The organism is Shewanella goraebulensis (assembly GCF_030252245.1).
GTDB classification, from domain to species: domain Bacteria; phylum Pseudomonadota; class Gammaproteobacteria; order Enterobacterales; family Shewanellaceae; genus Shewanella; species Shewanella goraebulensis.
The window spans coordinates 1749077-1769097 of the sequence record NZ_CP126972.1; the positions used below are offsets into that span (position 1 = coordinate 1749077).

The window sequence follows — 20021 nt, forward strand, 5'->3', positions numbered from 1 at the left end:
ATTCCTTTATGCCTCTTCGATACAGATAGCGATATCTTTTACTTCGTAAATGCGTAACCCGTCTTTACTCAGGTTTGCGTCACCTACGATGATGCGTTTGCCGTTTTCATCTTTGACTGCACTGATGTGCACATCTAACGACATTTGCTTATTCAATGGGTTAATTTGGCCACGGTACTTCCATTTGATATCAGATAAAATCTGGCCAAATTTAGGATTAGTGAAGCCTTTGCCTAAGTCTTTACTGATGGCGTAAGTTTGCATTAACTCGATAATAGCTTCAACGCCTAATGAACCTGGCATTACAGGGTCTTGATGGAAGTGGAATTGGAAGAACCAATCACTTGGATCAATCGTGCGTGAGGCCGACAAGTAACCTAAGCCATTTTTACCACCTTTATCAACAATTTCAGCCCTGTCGATAAAGTTAAGCTGACCGCCAGCTAAACGATAATGTGGTTGATTGGCCGGTGCATGGAATACACGTGATTGCTTATCCAGTAAATCCACTGTGATATCAGCAGGGACGTTATTATCAATGTGCCAAGGCTGAGTGATCCGGCCATTATCAATACCCAATTGGTTTTTAAGTGCATCGCCTTTGAAGTAACCAAATACTGCGCTACCTGTGTAGAAAGGTTCGCCATCGACACTTAAGTCAAAGCTAAAGCTTTGGATGATGTTACTTCCGGCAATAACGGTAGATAACAGCTTAGAATCATTGACAATGGTTTTGCCGCGTAAATCAACGTCACGCAATAATTCACCGCTACCATCAAGGTTACGGAAGAATAGCTCTTGCCCTGGGAAGCCAAGGGTTGTGCCCATGTAACCTGAGATAAATCCGTTGGGTTGCAGTGATATTTCCATTAATACCGAGTAAGGCATAACTGAAGCGTGGCTGTTTTTAGCAAAATACCACGCATCTGTTGGTACTTCATATTCAGCGATACACGATGACGTTTTTTTAAGTTCGCCACGTTTGCCTTGAATATCAACAACACGGGTTGTTAGCTGCAGGTCACCACATGGCGTACGCGGCGGGATAAAACCACGGTAAATACTAAAGTCTGGGCCAAAACAGTTTTCAATGTCACCAGTTGCAAACTCAAACATATGGTACGCAGTGAATGGAAGCGTATCAGGAGTACGATTTGGATAATCAGGTAAAACAGGTGCTTCAACATGTTGCAGTGGGATAACACCTTTATTGGTTGGTGCGTTTAAGTCTGGTAATTGAGCCATTAACGGTGCATTTAATGATGCAGGCGTGTTGTGGCTATTGTTCTTTTGGACTGTGCCTGAGGTTGTATGTGTTTCAGAAGAGTCGGCAGTGTAACGGGTACATTCACTTTCTTCTTTAATCATCACCCCGAGGTTTTGGAAGTCTACGACCGCTTTACCATTGAGCAATATTTCAATATTAGCTTTAGCATATGGGCGAGGGTGAGTACCAATTTCAGTAACTTCCATGCGGTAAGTCAGCTCACCATGTTGTGGCAAGACTTGGCCACGACAACGTACTTTTTGTGAAGCATTCTCTAAAGGCTGGAAGCGACCATTTTCAACCAAGCTGTGCATACCAATGTGCAGCATAAAGAACTGCAATAATTGGCCACAACCTTCAGCCATTAATGAACCTGCCATCACTTGGTCACCTTGGAAGTGACAAGGGAAGTACCAATGATCAGGTGCTAATTGTTTATGACCTTCAATAAAGCCTAAGCCCCAAGCGCCGCCATGGACATCTAAATTGCCTACTTGCTCAATCATCAAGAATTTTTCAGAGGCAAAACATAATGAGTCTTGCTTACCTGATGCTTGCTGGTGGTTATGGTGCTCGCCAGTAAAACAACTGCCGATATCACCATTGAGTAAGTGATGAATTTGACCATAGTCAAACTGGGTCTGAGCACAATGCAATAGTGGTTCAAAACGCGGTTTGTTCGGTGTATTTAACGCCGCTTCACGAGTTTTAATTTCATCTTCGGTGTAAATAACCCCTTTACCGTCATCTAACTCTTGATCGGTAAAGAAGCCAGCGCAGCCGCCATCCATTTTTAATACCATCTTATCGCCGACGAAACATTCGTAAGAGAAGAAGAATAATAATGTCTCGCCATTTTTAGCGAAGTTGTTGATTTTAATGTCGTAACGTAATGTGTCGCCGCCACGAGGTAAATCGCCTAAGAAAGTAAGCGTACAATCAAGTAAACGGTAAACACGCTCACCTTTGTTTTCAAAATCAATGCCTAAATAACTGATAAGCATTAAATCGCATTGACCTGATTCAACGGCCACCGCCCATGGGATTTGGCCATCGACTAAGTAAGGTGCATCTTCAGGGATGTCATACTCGGTGGTCATGCTACAAGGCTTATATTGGTTCATCGTTGCATCTAACTTAGTGACACGAGATACCAATAAGTAATCAGTTGTCGGAAGACGTACGCGGCGAGAGTAGTTATCAATCACGGCGTAATCTGGGCCAAATACTTTTGCAATATCACCTTCGGCATATTCTACTAAATCAGCGTAGTTCCAAATACATGGCTTTTCCGCTGGAATAGGCGCTGTGTACGGCGGCACATTTGCATGATCCGGACGCAAGATTGGCGCAGAGGCTAATGGCTGAGCTAATACATTTTCAGCTTGGACGGGCGCTACAGCTTGTGCAGCCGATTGGGCAATATAAGGCTGACCATTTGCTTGTGCTACCTGCTGTTTTAAAAGCGCATCAGCGACTTTTAAGCCTTGCTCACGGCTCTTTAAAAATGCTAGTTGTGCTTGATGTGCTAACCATTGGTTTTGCTCAAAAGCGCTTAAATGCGCAGGCGGCACTTGGCTAACGGTTGCAGCAGAGCTCGTCACTAAAGACGTTTGAGCTGACAGAGCTGACAGAGCTGCTTGAGCAGTAGGCGTAGCCACCTTGGGTGTAGGGTTAAACTGGGTTGAACGATCAGAAAACGGCATAGAAGTCTCTGTAGTCATTGAATTATTGTTAGCGGACATAGGCGCTGAATTGGCATGAGCTGGGGCGATAAATTGGCCACGGTCATGTAGGTTCATCACAGTAGTAGGTGCAACAGGGTTAAGCTTGGCAACTTTCGCTCGAATACTGTCAATGTTATCCAGTGGCGCATCAACAATATGCTGGTAGATGTCACGACCACCTAAACTGACTTGCTTCACTAGGCTCAATTTCTTGGCCGTTTGCGCTTGTATATCAGTGTTCATACGAGTGCTCATCGCACTTGCTTGTTCAGCATTTTGGCTGATAAGAAGTTGTGAACATTGGTTTTCGCTCAAGGTAGCGATAATGGCCTTTTGGTTGGGCTTATTACTCAGTTGGTTATCCGAGTGAGCGTTCTGTACAGAAGCATTCAATCGAGTTCTCAATAAGCCATGCAATAAGCTGGCAATACCGGAAGCGGCAAAAGTGTGTCCGATACAAGATTGCGCTTTGCTGGTGGCCGATTGGCTAAAAAGCTGCGATAGCATTTGCGCATTATCAATATTGAGCAAGTCAGGTGCTTGGTTTAGCTCTAATAAATCAATATCAGTTGCGGCTAATCCAACAGGGGTTAACACGTCATCGCTAATGGTTGAAAGTTGATCAGTATGACCAAATGCCAAACTGTCGATGGTGCCATAACTGTGAGTGCTTGCTGAATCAAGAGTATCTAACGCCCCTAAACCTTGATGTATTAGGTCGCAGTGCTCGCTATCAATCGCGGCTGCTTGCAACACTATTGCACCAGCACCTTCACCAATGTTAAGTGCTTCATTTGAGCCTACTTTATCAATGCTCGCCGTTTTAAGGACAATATTTTCAATACTGCCAGATAAATCCACTGCGGCAATAATCACTGCATCTAGAGGCTCTTGACGAGACTCCATTGCTAATAAATTTTGCGCCACATCAATACAACGATTTACCGACTGCTCGCCTGCTGAAATCGTAAAGGCTGGGCCATTAAAATCCCATAACGATGAGATTCGTGACGCCATAATATTACCAATAAAGCTGGTATATTGGTTTAACTTAGCGGCATCTAACACACTGTCCATAGATATGGTTTCAAGCGCTTGATATTCACTCTCTGACAAGCTTACGCCATGGGCATTTAAGCTTGCTGCAATTTGAGTATGCAGATTAACGCGGCCACGGAACTGATGTAATTCAAGTTCTGTTTCCATCGCGACTAGAACAGCCACTTTGCTGCCAGATTCAAGCTTGGCGTCATGAATGGCTTCATCAGCCACTTTCATTAATAACAATTGCTGTGAGATTAAGCGGTCATCTTCATTAGGTGGCACTTTAAAGCGTAAGAAGTCGAAATCAAAGTTATCAATATAAGCGCCCATTGGTGCACTATGTGCTAAACCAAATTGCTGCAACAACTCAGGGTGTTTGTCTAAGCCTTTCCAGCGTTTAGTTGGCAATGTGGTAAATGCGGTTTGATTGTTATTTACCGCATCGGCAAACGCATTAACCGTCGACAGTGAACCAAAATGCGATGCCATACCTGTAATGTGCATCGGTATTTGCGCATTGATGGTTGTTACACTTGCCTTATTGGGAGTGTTGAGCGCAGTATCAGTTGACTGGCCATGACTCTTAGCAAAGTATGACTCAACCAATAAATGGGCATTACAACCACCAAAACCAAATACTGACACACCAGCATGACGAGCCGTATTACCTGCTTTATCTGGCCAAGGTAGAACATCATTTGGCAAGGTTGCAGGGCCAAACATTTCTGATGGTGATGCAATCGGTGCGCTGATGTTAATACTTGGCGGCAGAACACCTTGGCGCATTGCAAAAATCATTTTCATGATCCCTGGCATACCTGCAGCAGTAAGCAAATGGCCTAAGTTAGACTTAGCTGAACCAATTAACGGCGTTTTACTGCCATTGAGTTTGTCGCTGAAAAAGCGCTCCATTGAAGTCAACTCAACTTTGTCACCTAATGGCGTACCTGTTGCGTGACACTCAAGCACCTCAATGTTATCTGGGCCAAAGTTTTCATCGTGCATAGCAGCATCAGCATAAGCACGTTCGAACGCTTTAACTTGGCCATCACTGTTTGGGCTCAGTACAAATTGGCCTTTACCATCATTTGATAAACCTATACCGCTAACGAGTGCGTAAATATGGTCGCCATCACGTTCAGCATCTTCAAGGCGTTTAAGGACTAAAACACCAGCACCTTCACCAGCAAACAAGCCTTTTGAATTACTATCAAATGGCGCTGAAATACCATGGTCAGGGTAGGCATGGAAAATGGAAAAACCCATGTTAATAAAGAATGGGTCAGCGCCAGAGACTGCACCAGCAAGCATCATGTCAGCTTTACCTGTATGCAGGTAATCACAGGCAAGTTTTAATGAGTAAACCGAGCTTGCACAAGCAGCATCAAGGCTTAATTGCGCAGCACCTAAGCCTAGAGCGTCGGCCACTAGTTTTGATGCATTGTGAGCAATGGCGCCGTTAGACAAAGAAGCTGGCGTTGTTTGCTCGCTAAATCCTTCACTATCAAATGGCTGCAATGTGAAACTTGGTTGTTGTAGCTTATCTTGCAACGCTTTTTCTACTGCACTGTGATAAAGCGGCACAAACAACTCATTGGACTTAGCCGTTGGAAACGATAGGGTTCCCATGATAATGCCGGTGCGGTTTAATGCGCCATTGTTTTGTGGGTTTGTTATATCAACACCAGCATCATTCAATGCTTTACGTGCTGTATCGGTTGCCCATAAAAAACTGTCATCAAGGCCGCTAAATTGCTCGGCAGGAATACGATAGCCATTTGCATCAAAACTGAAGTTTTGAATATAGCCGCCTTTATCACAATAAAAACGGTCAGACTCACCTTGCACACCTTGATAGTCAGCTGGGTTTGCATTGAGCTTTTGGCTGCTAATTGTGCTTCGAGAGTCTTTTTTGTCTAATAAGTTTTGCCAAAATTTAGCGGGCGTATCCGCATCGGGATACTGAGTTGCTAAACCTACAATGGCAATCTTGGGGACTGTTGTATTTAGATTAGTTGATTGAGAACTCAAGATTGTTCTCCTTCTAATTGAGGGGCCAACATATTGTCTGTGTGGTGATTACTTCGTTTTTCTGCCGCCAATGTTGTCGTCAGTAAACTCGATAAGGTCTCAATAAGATAATCGAGCGAAATTGGGGCTTTATGAGTAATCAGTTGAGCAATACATTTAAGTAGCGCCGTTTGGTCATCGCCTTTTGCATTCACTGAAATGGCTTGGCATGTTTGCGCCATTTCAGAGGTGCGAGATATTTTGTCAATCAGTGTTGTCGTTTGTCTGTCAGCGCCGATTTCGACAAAAAGCGATGCGCCCAGTTGACGTGCATTATTGACTAACTGTGTAAAATCTAACGGCTGACAGAAGGTATCAGCAATGGATGTTGCAATCGCTTCACTAGTTAAACTAATCGGCAATTGGCTGGCAGCGCTGATAAATTTAATTTGGCTTGCGAAAGGTGCAATAACATCTTGCTCATGTAAAGGCTGCTGATAAAAGGCTTGTACGTTATCGCGAATAAGCATCGCAGGTTTGGTGTGCATTGCAGTCACTCGATTCGCTGCTATGCCGCGCTTACCAATTTGTTTAAGCAGCGCTTTACAGCTTTCTTCACAGCCTGCAAGCACACAAGTATCACCTTGGGTGATGGCAAGATAAGCTCGGGGGAAATCAGCTAATACTTTTTCGATATCAGCAGGAGTTGCACGAACCACAAAGCTATTCCAAACAATGTCTTCACCGTGCTCAAGTTGCCATGCTTGACGCACGCAATCTAGGCGGCCAGAAATGTCTGTGGTGAAAATACTGTTAGTCTGCGTTGCTTCAATCATATTGTGGGGTGTTTTCCACACATCAAGACTGGCCCACATAGACGCTTCACCCATTGAGTAACCCATGGCAAAGTTAGGCTTAATGCCGAAATGCTCAGTGAGCACTTTGGTTAGGATGTAACTTGCGCCTACACCTGCAATAGCCAGTTCACCTAAGCTCATGTCGGCGGTTTTAGCATTTTCAGCATAAATGCTATCAGCTTGCAGCATGGCTTTGACATCACCATCGCGCTCTAGTTGTGCAAATAAAGCTGGAAAGTAGCGCGGTAGTTGAGCAAACATTTGCGGGTATACCGTACCCACGCCAGGGTAAACAAAACACAGGCCATTATTGCCAATTACTTTATCTGAAGTGAGATGAAAGCAGCTTCCTGACGGGGTTTTGTGTTCAATGCTTAAGTTGCTTTTAGCTTGAACTTTAACTTCATTTTCCGCAGTGGTCTCAGCTTTATCAATCGCGCTAAGCATGACATTGATTTCACTTACTGCATTAGTCACTGAATTTGCCATAACGACAGCCGATAAAGGCTGGGTCTGATCAAATTGCTTTAGCTGGCTAAGCATGAAGGAGATAGCTGTGCTGCTACTCTTGTCATTGTGATCAGGCAGCGCTGCCAATTGAGTGCTTAATTTTTGCAGCAGCTGTTTCATCGACCCAAGGTCATTGGCTGATACAGGCAAAAATAGTCGATTTTCATCTACCAATGAACTTGCTTGAGCAAGCTCAGTGCCTTGGACAAAGACTGCACAGTGTTGCTTAATACCTTCACTAAAATTAAAGCTGGCAACGCGATTTTGGTGCATTTCAGTAAACCAGTATTGAGCATCAGTTGGCTGATTTGCTGAAACTGCATTTGGCACACTGCGAGTTGCAATGCTGCCTATCAGCATAACCAACTGGGCAAACTTATCTTTATAACAAGTTAATTGAGTCGCATCGACCTGAGTAGGTTTAATGTGTGCACGCTTGGCTTGAGCTAAAGCCGCATTTATTGCACTTGGCATATCATCAGCTTCACCCATACCAGTTAAGTAGGCATGAGGATGACAACGATGTTTAGCCGCCACAATCGCTGGCATCATTAATAAGCGATACGGTAATTCAGGGTGACTGAGTAAAACCGTATGTTGTTGCTCGATATGGATGATGGCTTGAGCAAAATAGTCATTAAAGCTCAGTGCTGTATTAACAGAACTTTCACTAACAACATGTTCACTCAAACTCGCATCTAAGCTTGATACATCGATATCAAGATCAATTGCTGAAGCGCCAATGACTTCAGCTAAAGAGCAAGGCTTAATCGCTACAAAGTTATTGGCACTAAAATCATTGCCTGAAGATGTTGCGAATGAGACTTGCTCATTCGCAACTAGCTTTAAAGCAATTCGCATGCTTTTAATGGCAGACGTTGAAGGAGACAGTTGATTACTCACACAGACTCCTGCAAATCAGCTAATGCTTTAGCTGGGGCTAAAAAGGCCTCATTCAAGCTTTTGCTGATGGTCGTTTTTGCGCTTAGCATAGTGCAGCTTAAGCGGCCATCTTGGTGATAAAGTGCAATATCAGCCGTTAACGAGCGGCTGGTACTTTTAAGCACATTCAACACTAAATAACCTTTATCGCCTGAGGCGAATGGGGCGTAAGTGGTTAACTCACCAATGGTTGACGGTAAGCTTGCAGCATCGTGTTTGATACGCGCCCACACTAACATGGCTTGTAAAAGTAAGTCTTCAGCAAAAGCCTGACTGCCACCTAACGCTAGTTGCGGTGTAAAGCTTGCGCAATCTAAAGCGTTAATTTGAGGCAACTCAACAGAACAAACCAATTGTTCATCGTTGGCAATTAACAACTGCTTTATTCCTTGTAGGCGAGGGCCGTGGAATAAACTGCCATTGCTATACAATTCACTATCAGTGCTAATGACTTTGTCTGAGTTTGCTAATTGCTGCGCATTTTTTGCTGCTGTTGGTAGCGTGGTTGAAACCGCTTCTTTAGCAACTTTCTCATTAATAACCTTCTCATTAACAATCAGGTTTGCTTGATACTGAGGTCTTAGCAAGCTATCAAGGGCGTCACTTTGCATACGACTAGCAATCAGTGCTTTTAAGCCTGATTCAGTTTGCGTCAATGTCAGCGTTAATACTTGTGGTTCTTTAGTCTCGAAAATAATGCCTTTCAGCAATTTATAATCTTGAACCGTCACAGGCAGGCCACACAATTGTTGCGCTGTTTCACGCATCCATTGTATGGCGCACACTGTCGGTAGTACTGGGTTACCCGCGATGCAATGATCTTCAAGGAAGGGCATTGCAACTGGGTTTAGTACACGTTCAACAGTAACCGCGTTGTTGGCAACACGGTTATCAGGAGTAGTAAAAGAAAGAATCAGCGAACCCTCGGCATTAAGCGAAGAGTCCGCATTAAGCTTTTTTACAGCTGCGCCTGTTTTATCTGCTGAGCTTGAGCCCTGCATACTTGAACCAATTAATAGCTGTACGCCCGACTCAGACAATAGGCTGTGAGCAAACAAGTTTGCGCCTTTATCGAGTGGAATAACGTATACGCCGCGCTCAACAAACATTTTCTTCAATGCTGAACTGACCATTCCGCCATCCCAAGGGCCCCAGTTAAAGCTCATGACTTTAGCTTGCGGGTAGTTAGCTGCAAGTTGAAGTGCTGTCTTGTTGAGAATCTCATTAGACATTGAGTAGTCACTTTGGCCAGTATTGCCATAGAAACCGGCTGCTGATGAGAACATAGCAACCAGTTTTAACTTGCTTGCATCAATCGCATTGATGATGCCTGCAAAGCCCGACACTTTAGTGCCATATACACGGCCTAACTCAGCTAAGGTTTTGTCTTGAATATGTTTATCAGCGAGTACACCAGCACCATGAATGATGCCTCTAATCGGTTTAACACCTGCAAGAGATTGCTTGATGGCTGCATCTGAGCTGACATCCATGCTGATGTACTCAGCACTTGCACCGACAGCTTTAAATGCTGCTAATGAGCGATCAATTTCTAAACTGCTGTTAATCGGCCAAACTAAGGCATCAATTTGCTTAGGTGTTGGCTTGTTACCTTGAGATTGAATAAATCCGATTGCTGCTGCTTTTAATTCTTTAGCCTGTTTGCCTTGAGCCCAAGTCGGTAAATTACCGGCTAAATGCTCACTGCGACCCGCTAAAATAAAGTGCGACTGAGTTTGTTTGGCAAGAGTAAGGGCACATTCAAATGTGACGCCTTTAGCACCGCCAGTCACCAGCACTGTATCTTCATTGTTTAATGATGTGGTTTGGTAACGGGTTTGAGCAGTTGCCGTAGCTGATAAAGTATGACGACCTTGGTCGCTAATACCCACTTCAGCTGTTGCTGTATCAACATCAAATAACTCTGCAATAACGGCTTGTGCTAACTCGACAGCTTCAAAGCTTGGGGTAATATCCAATGCTCTACAGAACACAGTTGGCCACTCATGACCTAATGTTTTAGTTAAACCTGATAATGCAGCTTGGTTTAGCTCAGCCTTTGCAAGCTCGTTACTGTTTAAGTAACCGAATCCACCATCAATGCGGCTAACAGTCATAAAGCTTACGCGCTCAGTTTTAGCCAGTTCAGCAAATGATTGCTGAAGGTGTTTAGCCATCAAGAAAGCTTGCTCTACAGCTACAAAACCAGCATCACTTAAAGGCAAAGCTCCTTGTGCTGTTAGTTGAGGTTGTAGGTGAACAAAACCGGCGATCTTATGCTGCTTGCTAATTTGAGCAATGACATCGCTAATCGCGTCGTCATTGACCGCAGATAAAGTGAAGCTGGCAATATCACTGCTAAGCGGTGATTGCGCAGATGTCACTGACTCAGGGCTACGAATAACGGCGACGGTTAGGCCTGTTGCTACTAATTTTTCAGCTAAAACACCTGCGTTATGGCCGTCATCATTGATAACGATACAGGCGTCTTTTGAAAAACCGTCAACTAACTTATCCGCCGCTGGTAGCTTTTTTAGCGCAACTTCCTGATGAGGAGGTAAGTCAGTTGCTAACTCAGCTGTGGCAGGTGAAGTGTCAGTTGAGCTTAGCGTTGGCTGAGAGCCTTCAGCTGCACTTGTTGAAAGTTTAGAGCCTTCAGCAGGTAGCTTAGAGTTCATGTAGCTAACGATTTCGCCTAGGGTGCGACACTCTGCTAAATCTTCAGGATTTAATTCAGGTAAGCCCGGAAGCTCGTCTTGAACCGTCCCTAAAATTTCAACACGCTTGATTGAATCGATGCCTAAATCCGCTTCCATATCCATGCTTAATTCAAGCATTTCAGTCGGGTAACCGGTTTTTTCAGCAACCACAGTCATCATTGTGCTTTGAACTTCTTGCGCACTTAACCCCGTTGCTACTTGAGAAGCGCCTGCTGCGGCCTGTGTATTAGCGCCTGCGGCCGGTAGTTTACTCCCCATATAAGATACGATTTCACCTAGTGTACGACACTCAGCTAAATCTTCTGGGTTAAGTTCTGGTAGCGTCGGAAGTTCATCTTGAACTGTACCTAAGATCTCAACACGTTTGATTGAATCGATGCCTAAATCTGCTTCCATATCCATGCTTAATTCAAGCATTTCAGTCGGGTAACCGGTCTTCTCAGCAACCACAGTCATCATAGTGCTTTGAACTTGTTCCGCACTTAAACCTGATGTTTGAGTAGCAGCTACTTGAGCAGCGCCTGCGGCAGCCTGTGTATTAGCGCCTTCAGCAGGAAGCTTAGTGTTCATAGCGCCTGCGGCGGGTAGTTTACTCCCCATATAAGATACGATTTCGCCAAGAGTACGACACTCAGCTAAATCTTCAGGACTTAGCTCAGGGAGTGTTGGTAATTCGTCTTGAACTGTACCTAGAATTTCAACACGTTTGATTGAATCGATGCCTAAATCCGCTTCCATATCCATGCTTAATTCAAGCATTTCAGTTGGGTAACCGGTTTTTTCAGCAACCACAGTCATCATAGTGCTTTGAACTTCTTGTGCGCTTAAACCTGATGCTTGAGCAGCTGGTGCTGCTACTTGAGAAGCGCCTGCTGCGGCCGGTGTATTAGCGCCTGCAGCTGAAGTTGTAGGAAGCTTAGAATTCATATAGTCAACAATTTCACCAAGTGTACGACACTCAGCTAAATCTTCAGGACTTAGTTCAGGCAGTGTTGGCAGTTCGTCTTGAACAGTACCTAAAATTTCAACACGCTTGATTGAATCGATGCCTAAATCCGCTTCCATATCCATGCTTAATTCAAGCATTTCAGTTGGGTAACCGGTTTTTTCAGCAACAACAGTCATCATAGTGCTTTGTACTTGTTCAGCACTTAAACCTGATGTTTGAGTAGCTGCTACTTGAGCCGCGCCTGCAGCGGAGCTTGTAGGAAGCTTAGTGTTCATAGCGCCTGCGGCGGGTAGTTTACTACCCATATAAGATACGATTTCGCCAAGCGTGCGACATTCAGCTAAATCTTCAGGGCTTAGCTCTGGCAGTGTTGGCAGTTCGTCTTGAACTGTACCTAAGATCTCAACTCGTTTGATGGAATCGATGCCAAGGTCAGCTTCCATATCCATGCTTAATTCCAGCATTTCAGTTGGGTAACCTGTTTTTTCTGCAACCACTTCAAGCATAGTGTTGAGTACTGTTTCTGCGCTAAGACCTGAAGCAGCAGGGGCGGAAACGGCTGTGTGAGTTGCATTTGCAGTGTCGCTGTTCATAGCGCCTGCGGCCGGTAGTTTACTACCCATATAGTCAACGATTTCACCCAGGGTACGACACTCGGCTAAATCTTCAGGGCTTAGCTCTGGCAGTGTTGGAAGTTCGTCTTGAACAGTACCTAAGATCTCTACACGTTTGATAGAATCAATACCGAGATCTGCTTCCATATCCATGCTGAGTTCAAGCATTTCAGTTGGGTAACCTGTTTTTTCTGCAACCACTTCTAACATAGTATCCAGAACTTTTTGTGAGCTCAGGGCTGTTTGTGCGCTTTGAGCTGTTCCTGCGCTTAAGCCAGCAGGAGCAGTTACTGCAGAAGCTGTTACTACAGGATCGGCTACAGGAGCAGGTGCTTTAACTGGTTCAATACGTGGCGCTGGAGCAGCCATCGCGGCAGCTTGAGCTACAGGTGTGGCTTTTGCTACTGGGGTAATAACCGTAGGAGCTTGCACTGGAGCCGCTACTTTCACCGTTTCAACTACTGGCGCTGCAATCATTGGAGTCGCAACGACAGGTTTGGCTGATACAGGCGCGTTAACAACAGGTGTTTTGCCTGTCAGCATGCTTAATGCATTTTGGCTAGATTGCGCTTGTTGCTCAAGGAACAAAGTATGGCTTTGTAATGTTTGCGCTTGATGCTGGTGGAATAGCTCCATTGAGCGCTGTAGGCTCTCAGGAATAGCGTGTCCTGCGGCGGCCATCTTACTTTGCTCTGCCATTAGGTGAGTAAAAGTCTCGCCATATTGTTGCGGAATCGCTAAGAACTGCTGATGTAGATCGGCAGCTTGTTGTTGCGCGTTAAAGAAGGCTTCTAAGCTGCCAGCCGCCGGCGCTGTTTGAGCTTGAGGTGCTTTTGTTTGAGCAGCTATTGACTGAGTAGACTGGCTAGCAGGTGCTGCAGCATTGGATACTGTTGTTGTGCCAGATGCGGCAACTTCAACGTATTCAGTTTTAATGACTTCTTTCTCCACAATTTTCTCTACTACTTTTTCAACTGGTTTCTCGATAACTTTCTCTACAATCGTTTCAACAACTTGAGAAGTTACTTGGCCTGTTGCTAATGACTTTTCCATTTTGGCGCGAGTTGGCGCACTAATATGGTTGGTTGCATTGAGTTTAACGTTCATGCCTTTTGGCACAGCAGGGGCTGCTATTTCGGCTTGATAAGGGTCAACTTCAGTGAGCGGAGCACCTAAAACGTTAAGTTGCATTGCTGCAACGCGTAATTGCACATCACTATTGCCCTTTGGATTAGGGTTAATACTGATAACTGATACTGCCTCAGTTTTATTACCTAATGTCGCTTCTACCAATTTATGGAGTATGTTCTTAGGTCCAAATTCAACAAATACACGCGCACCAGCATCATACATATTGTTCAGTTGGTCAGTAAAACGAACTGACTGCAACATGTGCTGTTTGAAAGCGGCTTTAATTGATTTTGCATCTTTAGGGTGTTTTTCGCCCGTTGCATTTGAGAACAAATCGACTTTGCTTGCAGTAAATTTAGCTTTATCAATTGCCTTGGCAAAAGGTTTTTGCGCATGACCTACAAGCGGGGTGTGGAAAGCACCTGATACTGGCAATGCAATGGCTTTAAAGCCTAAAGCGCTAATGGCTTTAGCTGCATTTGCACAAGAGTCAGTTGGGCCAGCAATCACTAATTGAGTCGCAGAGTTATAGTTAGCGACTTTAACACCATCAAACTCACTGATGCATGTTTCTAGTTTGGCGATATTATCGCTATTTGCTGCATCTGCATCGTTAGCTGGCAAGATAATGGCGTACATGGTGCCTTTATCTAATTCGTTACCGTCTTTATCGACTGCTGATGAAGCCATAGCTGCACCACGAGCAAATGATAATTGGTAGTAATCATCATTTGAAATTACACCTGCAGCACATAATGCTGACAGCTCACCAAAGCTGTGACCTGCAAACATATCAGCGCTGAAGCCAGATTGAGTAAACAGTTGGTATTGGCTCATGCTCATTACACCAATGGCGCTTTGCGCGTTATCAGTGCTGGTGAGTAAAGCTGCTTGCGCATCTTTATCTGCTTTTTCAAAGGCTGGAATAGGGAACATGACTTGCGATAATGGCGTTTTATCAAAGCTTGCAAATACTTTATCGGCCTTGATTAATTGCTGACGCATTTCAGGGAAATGACAAGCGACTTCAATACCCATGTTGACGTACTGAGAGCCTTGACCTGCAAACAATGCCGCAACTTTCGGTGTGTTAGCCGCTTTTTTACCTTTAGTCGTCTTTTGGTTTGCATTAGTCGTGATGAGTGCAGATGAGCGATAGCTCGTGCCAGATGGCAGTTGCCATGCATCAACATCATTATTAAGCTGCTTTAACGATAAACCAAGTTGGGTGGTTAATTCATTAAGGCTTGATACCACAAGGCCTAAACGCGCAGCTGAGTCATCGAGAGTACGCACTGCATAAAGCTTGGCGATGCGAGTGAGCTCTGCTTGTTCAATGCTGCTATTGTCAGTCCCTTTTAGGCTACTGATTTCAGCGTTAAGCTTGTTAACTTCTGCAATTAAGGCAGCTTTGTTATCAGCGCTAATTAGTAAGCTTTGTGCTACTTGGCGTTGACGGTATTTCTCATCACGGCTGTGCTCTGGGCTGTATTCTTCCAATACTAAATGGAAGTTTGTGCCACCAAAACCAAATGAGCTTATACCAGCACGGCGAGGAGTGCCATCTGGACGAGGCATCCAAGGGCGTGTTTCGGTATTAACGAAAAACGGTGAATCCTCAACATTAAGCTTAGGGTTTGGTTTAGAGACGTTAATGGTCGGTGGGAGTACTTTATGGTGCAGAGCAAGGGCTGCTTTAATGACACCAGCAGTACCTGCAGTTGATTTAGTGTGACCCACTTGAGACTTCACTGAACCTAAAGCAATGTGTTGCTTGGTTGGATCGTTTTCACCAAATACAGACTTAAGACCGTTAAACTCGGCAACATCACCAGCAGCAGTACCTGTGCCGTGCGCTTCAATTAAGCCAACTGTTTCAGGGGCAAAACCAGCGTCATCATAAGCACGTTTTAATGCTTTTGCTTGGCCTTCAGGACGCGGAGCGTAAATACTCTTAAATTTACCGTCTGATGAAGCGCCGACACCTTTAATTACAGAATAAATACGGTCGCCATCACGCTCTGCATCTTCAAGGCGCTTAAGTGCTACCATGCCGATACCTTCACCAATCATCATGCCTTTTGAGTCGATATCAAATGGCTGAATGGTTTCATTGGTGGTGAACGCAGGCGTTTTTGAGAAACTCATGTACATAGAAGGTGAGTTATCGGTACACACACCGCCTGTGATCATCATTTCACTGCGACCCTCAACAAGCTCAGTCAGTGCCATACGCATTGCTGCAAGAGAACCTGCACATGCAGCATCTACCACACAGTTCATGCCACCTAGGTCGAAGCGATTAGCAATACGACCAGCAATCACGTTGCCTAGCGAACCTGGGAATGAGTTTTCTTCCCAGTGAATGTATTGGTCTTGGAATTTTTTTATCAGCATATCGCTGTCAGCATCACTTAAACCGCTGCTCTTAAATACTTTTTTAAGTACAGGATATTGTAGACGTGCCGTTAAGCTTGCATTGATCTTTTGACCGCCACCCACACCCAGCGTAATACCGATTTTGTCGGTGTCGTACTCTGATGTTACACCTGCGTCAGCTAAGACTTCTTTGGCGATAACCAATGAAAGTAATTGAGACGTATCTGTCAGTTCTAAGATATTTGGCGGCAGGCCAAACTCCATTGGGTTGAAGTCAACTTCTGGGATAAATCCACCACGCTTACAGTAGCTTTTATCTGGGGTGCTTTTATCTGCATCAAAATAATCTTCTGGACGCCAGTGCGACTCAGGGACTTCAGTAATCGCATCAATCTTTTCACTGATTAAGTCCCAAAACTTATTCAGGTAACGAGAGTTTGCAAAGATACTCGCCATGCCGACGATGGCAATTGGCATATCTTTAAGACGCTTGTTCAGTCTAGTATCTTCTTGCGATTGACTGTTATCTTGAGAGGGCGTCTCAGGATTAGTAGGGGTTTGGCTCATTTTGAGTCTCCAATGTTCAGCTCTGTGACGGCTGAATGATAATTTTGCATGCGGTTTATGGTGTCCAATTGAATTGGAGTACCAGGAAATCGTGCTAAAAAGCTGTGGTAATTCTTAACAAGCAGTTTGCGTAAGTGGAATGGCCCATCTTTAAGAACACTTTCCATATAACGCTCAGTAGCTTGGGTGTGACTGTCTTGGTAGATATCGAGGTAAATCCAGTCGGACTTTAAGTCGACACCTAACATAATGTTGTAATTTTTAGCCTCAGTGAGATGAGGTGGAATTGTTAACGACACAACCTGAACCACATTGATGTTGGTGGACTCAGGTGATTCAAGGGTTTTTGATAGCGTTTCTGGGTTTAGTGTATAAGTCGCTACATCTGTACCCTGAACAATAGGTAACTGGTTAAAGTAACGCTCAGGAACATAAGGGCTTTCAAACTCATCGAGTTTCGATACTCCGTAGCGTTTTAAGCAGCGGGCAAGACCTGAACGAGAGACGTTTTTATTAATAAACTGTTGAGTGACTTTAAGTAGCCTGTCTAAAGGCATTTTTAGTTGATAGCGCAGTCCCACCACAACGTATTCTTCCATTGGTGAAAGAGTGGTTTTTAAGTGATGTGGAGTATTAGGCGTATCGGTGATGGAGTCACGTTTGCGCCACTTTCTTACTGTCGCTTCAGAGATATTGAGGATTTTAGCTAACTGGCTGACACTAAAGTCGGAAGCTTGAATGAATTGACGCATTTCTGGGGTCGTCGTTGCATTGCGATGGCGCACAGGCGTGCTTGCAACATCACAATCGGAAGGTATTTTTTTGCTCACAGTTTTAGTGGCTGATTTAGCTTGTCGGTTTGCTGTCATTTAAGGACGGCCATAGCAGAATGAACACTCCGTACAATCTATTGGGACTCTCTAAAAAATACTGAAGATTAACGTTTGTTCATCTTCATTATTAGCGTTTTAGCATAATCGAGCATGCAGAGTACCTGAGGTTTCGGGTCGATACAATCACCCGAAACTAATTAATCACTGATTCGACCAGAACGAGCTAACACTTGTAAGCTGAATGGGTGATTTTGTTATAAAAAACGTTGCGGGTGTAAAGAGTGATCTGAGTCAATTATTCAACATTGTTACCGATCTATACTGAATTTATGGGTGTTTTATCTCCAACTGTAAACATAGTAAGACAAAGATATGGATAGTTTAATAATGTGAACAAAGGAGGCCATCATGGCTGAGTTTACCACTGAGCAAATCCGCAATCTGGCAGTGCTCGGACACACAGGCGCAGGTAAGTCCTCGTTATTAGAGGCGTTACTGTTTAGTGCCGATGCTATTAGCGCTAAAGGCAGGGTCGATAAGGGCACAAATCACGCAGATTTCACTGCCCAAGAAAAATCTCACCGACACAGTTTAGAACCTTCATTTTTAAACCTTGATTACCAATTCCACCACATCAACTTCATCGATACTCCCGGATTACCTGACTTTTTTGGTCGTGCACTATTACCGCTACCAGGTGTTGAGTCTGTATTGCTGGTGGTTAATGCCAGTGTAGGTATTGAATCTGTCACTAAACGCGCCTTTGAGGCAGCCCGTAGCCAAGGTAAAGCTGTAATCATTGCGATTAATCACATGGATGGTAATGAGGCTAAAGTGTCTGATGTGATGATGGATATTCAACATCAGTTTGGCCACCGCTGCTTGCCGGTAAATCTGCCTAATGTCACCGCTGATGGTCAAGTCGATGATGTGGTTGACTGCTACTTACATTGTGATGAAACCTTCAATACTTTGTTTAGTCATGCCGCAACAGCAAGAGACGAACTGGTTGATACAGTGCTTGAAGAAGATGAAGCCTTAATGGAGCTTTATTTAGAACAAGGCGAGTCACTGACGCCTGAGCAATTACACGCACCATTAGAAACAGCACTAAGAATGGGCCATTTGGTACCAGTGTGCTTTACCAGTGCAGAACAAGATATCGGTATTAGCTCTCTGTTAGAAGTGCTGATAAAGCTAATGCCTAGCCCGCTTGAAGCAAATCCACCACAATTTATTAAAGGTTTCGGTGAGGATGCGAAGCCCATCGACGTGACTCAAAAAGCCACAGACCATGTATTAGCCCATGTATTTAGAGTGGCGATTGATCCTTTCTTCGGGCGAATGGGCGTTTTTCGTTTATACCAAGGAAAGATTACTGTCGGGATGAAGTTGTTTATTGGTAGTGGCCGTAAGCCCTTCAAAGTATCACATTTAATGAAGCTTCAAGGTGATAAACAAATTAATGTCAATCAAGCTTTGCCGGGGGATATTTGTGCTATCGCCAAACTTGAAGAACTATCAGTTGGCGCAGTGCTGCACGACAGTCACGACGAAGATGAGTTTCACTTGCCTGAGCTTAAATTCCCACAGCCCATATTTGGTTTAGCTGTATCGGCTAAGTGCCGCGGTGATGAGCAAAAAATATCAGAAGTATTGAATAAACTAGTGGCGGAAGATCCTAGTTTACACATCAGCCGCAATGAAGCAGAAGGGCAAACGGTACTGCAAGGTCAAGGAGATTTGCATCTGCAAATCGCCTTAGAAAAAGCGCAAAACTTATTTAATGTTGATATGGAAACCGATACGCCAGCAGTGGCTTATCGTGAAACTATTATGGGTGAGGCGGAATATCGCTATCGCCACAAAAAACAGTCTGGCGGTTCTGGTCAATTTGGTGAGGTTGAATTAAAAGTTGAACCATTAGCTCGCGGTCAGGGGTTTGAGTTTGTTTCTAAAGTGGTGGGAGGTTCAGTTCCGAGCCAATACATTCCTGCAGTTGAAAAGGGCGTGCGCGAAGCCATGTTAGTGGGTGAATTAGGCGGGTACCCACTTCAAGATGTCAAAGTGACTGTGCTTGATGGCAAACACCACAGTGTCGATTCGAAAGAAATTGCTTTTGTGATGGCAGGGAAAAAAGCCTTTATGGAAGCGGTGAAATTAGCCCAGCCGGTGATTTTAGAGCCGATTGTTGATATGCAAATACATGTTGCTCAAAGCCATGTGGGTGAAATCACAGGTGATATTAGCTCATCACGAGGCATTGTGTGCGGAACGCAAGCCAACAGCAAGGGCGGCGTTGAGGTTAGTGTCGAAGCGCCTTTAGCAAACGTGAGTAATTATTCAACTCGGCTTAAGTCAATGACAGGTGGCGAAGGTCAATTTTCAATGCATTTTAGCCGGTACGATGTATTACCGAAAAAAGCTGTAAAGGAATTGGCTGAATAAACTTTAAATAAGTGATACAACCT

At 44.4% G+C, this 20021-nt stretch carries 5 protein-coding genes; 1 reads left to right on the forward strand and 4 read right to left on the reverse strand.

Translation table 11 applies throughout. The features are described 5' to 3' along the window. Positions 1 to 6: 6 nt before the first annotated feature. Genes QPX86_RS07340 through QPX86_RS07355 form a run of 4 tightly spaced genes read right to left on the reverse strand, consistent with a single transcriptional unit; the run spans position 7 to position 17586 of the window. Complete coding sequence (locus QPX86_RS07340) at positions 7 to 6069, reverse strand: hotdog fold thioesterase (RefSeq protein WP_285164783.1); 6063 nt, start codon at positions 6067 to 6069, stop codon at positions 7 to 9. Next, on the reverse strand, positions 6066 to 8318 hold the full coding sequence (locus QPX86_RS07345; protein ID WP_285164784.1) for a PfaB family protein: 2253 nt from the start codon (positions 8316 to 8318) through the stop codon (positions 6066 to 6068). Before QPX86_RS07345 ends, QPX86_RS07340 begins: the two co-directional genes overlap by 4 nt. Further along, positions 8315 to 16717, reverse strand: coding sequence for a type I polyketide synthase (locus QPX86_RS07350; RefSeq protein ID WP_285164785.1), 8403 nt, complete (start codon positions 16715 to 16717; stop codon positions 8315 to 8317). Before QPX86_RS07350 ends, QPX86_RS07345 begins: the two co-directional genes overlap by 4 nt. Further along, the gene (locus QPX86_RS07355) at positions 16714 to 17586 is read right to left on the reverse strand and encodes a transcriptional regulator (RefSeq protein ID WP_285164786.1); all 873 of its coding nucleotides are present in this window, start codon (positions 17584 to 17586) and stop codon (positions 16714 to 16716) included. The genes QPX86_RS07350 and QPX86_RS07355 overlap by 4 nt, the downstream gene beginning before the upstream one ends. 372 nt (positions 17587 to 17958) lie before the next feature. On the opposite strand from QPX86_RS07355, the gene fusA reads away from it, so the two are divergent. Then, entirely contained in the window at positions 17959 to 19998 is a 2040-nt protein-coding gene (gene fusA, locus QPX86_RS07360) for an elongation factor G (RefSeq protein ID WP_285164787.1), read from the forward strand. The last annotated feature ends 23 nt before the right edge of the window (positions 19999 to 20021 follow it).

What these genes read in the sequence shown, in the direction of transcription:
- QPX86_RS07350 (WP_285164785.1), bottom strand. Translation starts at nt 16,717, where the DNA reads ATGAGCCAAACCCCTACTAATCCTGAGACGCCCTCTCAAGATAACAGT.
- QPX86_RS07355 (WP_285164786.1), bottom strand. Translation starts at nt 17,586, where the DNA reads ATGACAGCAAACCGACAAGCTAAATCAGCCACTAAAACTGTGAGCAAA.
- fusA (WP_285164787.1), top strand. Translation starts at nt 17,959, where the DNA reads ATGGCTGAGTTTACCACTGAGCAAATCCGCAATCTGGCAGTGCTCGGA.